Annotated in this window: 3 protein-coding genes; 1 reads left to right on the top strand and 2 read right to left on the bottom strand. The window is 72.9% G+C overall.

The features are described 5' to 3' along the window. Positions 1-197 precede the first annotated feature (197 nt). The gene (locus tag E1284_RS39290) at positions 198-1,769 is read left to right on the top strand and encodes a FadD3 family acyl-CoA ligase (RefSeq protein WP_131945213.1); all 1,572 of its coding nucleotides are present in this window, start codon (positions 198-200) and stop codon (positions 1,767-1,769) included. Here the strand turns inward: E1284_RS39290 and E1284_RS39285 are convergent. After that, positions 1,753-2,652: an acyl-CoA dehydrogenase family protein gene (locus E1284_RS39285; RefSeq protein WP_131945212.1), complete on the bottom strand. Its 900-nt coding sequence runs from the start codon at positions 2,650-2,652 to the stop codon at positions 1,753-1,755. The genes E1284_RS39290 and E1284_RS39285 overlap by 17 nt on opposite strands. Before the next feature lie 73 nt (positions 2,653-2,725). Continuing rightward, on the bottom strand, positions 2,726-3,910 hold the full coding sequence (locus E1284_RS39280; RefSeq protein WP_131945211.1) for an acyl-CoA dehydrogenase family protein: 1,185 nt from the start codon (positions 3,908-3,910) through the stop codon (positions 2,726-2,728). Positions 3,911-3,950: the final 40 nt, after the last annotated feature.

Here is a 3,950-nt window from a genome sequence, read left to right as displayed (position 1 = left end):
CGTCGGAAGGGCATCGGGGCACCTCGACCGGGGGTGGGGGTCCACGGCTGTCCCATCGAGTGAAACACCGAAACGGATAAAAGTGAACAAGGCTCACGTTGACCGGCGGACGGACCCTCCGGAACCTGTCCAGCGGCGGTACCGGTCAGCGGGACGGGATGGCCCGGACGGCCGCGGCGCGCCCATCATGGACGGTTATGAGCGAGCTGACGATTCCGGGTCTGCTGGAGCGGGCCGCACAGGACTCTCCGGACGCCGAGGCGGTCGTGGACGGCGACGTCCGGGTGACCTACGCGGAGCTGCGCGAGCGGGTGCGGGAGGCGACGGCGGCGTTCATCGGCGCCGGCGTCGGCGCGGGCGACCGCATCTCGATCTGGGCGCCGAACGGCCTCCGCTGGATCGTCACCGTGCTCGGCGCCATGGGCGCGGGCGCGACGCTCGTCCCGCTGAACACCCGGTACAAGGGCGACGAGGCCCGCTGGCCGCTCACCAAGGCCGGCGTCGCGATCCTCTTCGTGGAGGACGGGTTCCTCGGCATCGACTACTCCGGCATGCTCGGGGTCGATGAGGCCGGTGCCGTGCCCGGCCTGCCCGCCCTCCAGACGGTCGTCACGTTCGGTGCGTCCGCGCGCCCCGGCGTCCTCGGCTGGGACGGGTTCCTCGCGAAGGCCGTGTCCGCGGAGGAGGCCGACGCGCGCGCGGCGGCCGTCCGGCCGGACGACATCGCCGACATCCTGTTCACGTCCGGGACGACCGGCAAGCCCAAGGGCGTCCTCGTCACGCACGAGCAGAACGTCCGCACCTACACGGCGTGGACGGGGCGCACCGGCGTGAAGGCCGGCGACCGGTACCTCATCGTCAACCCGATGTTCCACTCGTTCGGCTACAAGGCGGGCGTCCTGGCGTGCCTGCTGAAGGGCGCCACGATGGTGCTCCAGCGCACCTTCGACGTCCCCGAGACGCTGCGGCTGATCGAGCAGGAGAAGATCACCGTGCTGCCCGGCCCGCCGACGATCTACACCTCGCTGCTGGACGCCCCCGGCCGGGACGAGCGCGACCTGTCGTCGCTGCGGCTGGCGGTGACGGGCGCGGCGGACGTGCCGGTCGCGCTGGTGGGGCGCATCCGCGCGGAGCTGTTCCCGCAGGTCGTGACCGCGTACGGGCTGACCGAGTCGTCCGGCACCGTGTCGGCGTGCTCGGTGGACGACGATGACGAGACCATCGCCACCACCTGCGGCAGGGCCATCGCGGACGTCGAGATCGCGATCGTCGGCGAGAAGGGCGAGAAGGTCCCGGCCGGCACGGACGGCTCGGTCCTCGTCCGCGGCTACAACGTGATGAAGGGCTACCTGGACGACCCCGAGGCGACGGCCGAGACGATCCGCGACGGCTGGCTCGACACCGGCGACCGGGGACGGCTCGACGAGCGCGGCAACCTCACCATCACCGGGCGGACCAAGGAGATGTTCGTCGTCGGCGGGTTCAACGTGTACCCCGCCGAGGTCGAGGACGTCCTCGCCCAGCACGACGCCGTCGCCGAGTCCGGTGTCATCGGCACTCCCGACCACCGCATGGGCGAGGTGGCGCGGGCCTACGTCCGGCTCCGCCCCGGCAGGCAGGCCACGGGGGACGAGCTGATCGCGCACTGCCGGGAGCGGCTCGCGAACTTCAAGGTCCCCCGGGAGGTCGTCTTCGTGGACGACCTCCCGAAGACCGCGTCCGGCAAGGTCCGCCGCGTGGAACTCAAGGAGTTCACAGAGCGGCGATGACCCGCGCCCTGTGCTCGGCGACCGAACCCCACGCCGAGTACAGCGCGCGCGCCTTGCGGATCCACAGCGACGGGTCGTACTCGTCGGTGTAGCCGATCGCGCCGTGCACCTGGAGGGCGGTCTTGGCCAGCCCGTAGGACGCCTCCGACGCGGCGACCTTCGCGGCCGACACGTCCCGGGCGAAGTCGGGCGTCCCGTACGACAGCGCCGCCCCGTACAGCAGCGGGCGGGCGAACTCCAGCTCGACCATCGCGCTCGCCAGGTGGTGCTTGATCGCCTGGTACTCGCCGATCGGACGGCCGAACTGCTGCCGCGTCCTGGCGTACTCCACGGACACCTCCAGCAGCGCCTGGCCGATGCCGACCTGCTGCGCCGCGCACAGCAGCACGCCGAAGTCGGTGAACCCGGCGCCGCCCTCGACGCGGAACAGCCGCCGCGCCGGGTCGAGCGACGCGAGCGCCTCGCCGGCCTTCCGCTCCACCTTGTCGGCGGTCAGCACCAGGTCGGCGACGTCGGCGTCCAGCGCGTGCGGGACGGCCAGCGACACGATCGCCTCGCCCTCCGCGATCCGCGCCGCCCACGGCGACTCGCCCAGCAGCTCGGCCGCCGCCAGCGTCTCCACGTAGGGGCCCGGCGCGGCGGCGCGTCCGAGCTCCTCGGCCGCGACGACCAGCTCGACCGGCAGCCGCCCGGCGCCGCCGGACTCCTCCGGCACCGCGACCGCGAACACCCCGGCCCCGGCGACCGACGCCCACAGCGCCCGGCCTGGCCCGGCGTCCCCGGCCGCCCACGCCCGGGCGATCTTCGCGGTGCCCGCGTCGGCGAGCAGCCGGCGCAGCGTCTCGCCGAACATCCGCTGCTCAGCGTCGAGAACGAACTTCATCGGACCCTGCCCTTCTGGGGGGCGACCCCCAGACCCCCGGGGCGGGGCCCCGACGATCCTCGCTTCGCTGCGGTCATCGGGATCCCCTCGGCAGGCCGAGCAGCCGCTCGGCGATCACGTTGCGCTGGATCTCGTTGGTGCCGGCGTAGATCGGCCCGGCCAGCGAGAACACGTAGTTCTCCAGCCACTCCGACGCGATCTCGCCGTCCGGGCCGAGCAGGTCGAGCGCGGTCTCGTGCAGCGCGACGTCCAGCTCCGACCAGAACACCTTGTTCAGGCTGGACTCGGCGCCGATGTCGTCGTCCCGCGAGATCGTCTCGAAGCCCTTGAGCCGGTAGGCGCGCGACCTGATCCACGCGTCCGCGACCCGGTCGCGCAGCGCGCTGTCGGACGGGTCGGCGCGCTCCTTCCACAGCTCGACGAGCCGCTCGGTCGCCGCCGTGAACCGCCCGGGGCTGCGCAGCGCCAGCCCGCGCTCGTTGCCCGCCGTGGCCATCGCGACCCGCCAGCCTTCGCCGGGGGCGCCGATGACGTCCGCGTCGGGGACGAAGACCTTGTCGAGGAACAACTCGGCGAACGCGGGCTTGCCGTCCAGGCGCCCGATCGGGCGCACGGTCACGCCCTCGGCGTCCAGCGGGAACATCAGGTACGTGAGGCCCCTGTGCCGGCCCTTTGCGGGGGGACGACCCCCCGCACCCCCCGGTTCGCTCCGCTCATTCTGGTCCGACTCCGGGTCCGAGCGGAACAGCCCGAAGCCCATGTCGGCGAACGCGGCCCGCGAACTCCACGTCTTCTGCCCGTCCAGCAGCCAGCCGCCGTCGGTGCGCGTCGCCGTGGCCCGCAGCGCCGCGAGGTCGCTGCCCGCGCCCGGCTCCGACCACGCCTGCGCCCAGATCACCTCGCCCGCCGCCATCGGCGGCAGGATCCGCGCGAGCTGCTCCGGCGTGCCGTGCTTCAGCAGCGTCGGCGCCAGCAGGTTGATGCCGTTCTGGCTGACCCGTCCGGGCGCGCCCGCCGCGTAGTACTCCTCCTCGAAGACCAGCCACTGCAGCACTGAGACGCCGCGGCCGCCGTACTCCTCCGGCCACGACACGACCCCGAGCCGCGCCGCGCCGAGCGTCCGCTCCCACTCCCGGTGGGCCGCGAACCCCTCCTCGGTCTCCAGCGAGGGCAGCGGCTCCGCCGGGACGTGCGCGCGCAGCCACTCCCGCACCTCGGCGCGGAACGCCTCGTCCGCCGTCCCGAACTCAAGATCCATGAGCACCTCTTTCTAACAACTGTTTGGTAGAGTAACCGCC

Source organism: Actinomadura bangladeshensis, from assembly GCF_004348335.1.
In the GTDB taxonomy this organism is placed as follows: domain Bacteria; phylum Actinomycetota; class Actinomycetes; order Streptosporangiales; family Streptosporangiaceae; genus Spirillospora; species Spirillospora bangladeshensis.
The sequence above is the reverse complement of the archived record's forward strand: the minus strand, read 5'-3'. Positions and strand labels throughout refer to the sequence as shown.

Bases quoted from the DNA above. Each gene is read 5' to 3' on its own strand.
- E1284_RS39290 (WP_131945213.1), top strand. From the start codon at position 198: ATGAGCGAGCTGACGATTCCGGGTCTGCTGGAGCGGGCCGCACAGGAC.
- E1284_RS39285 (WP_131945212.1), bottom strand. From the start codon at position 2,652: ATGAAGTTCGTTCTCGACGCTGAGCAGCGGATGTTCGGCGAGACGCTG.
- E1284_RS39280 (WP_131945211.1), bottom strand. From the start codon at position 3,910: ATGGATCTTGAGTTCGGGACGGCGGACGAGGCGTTCCGCGCCGAGGTG.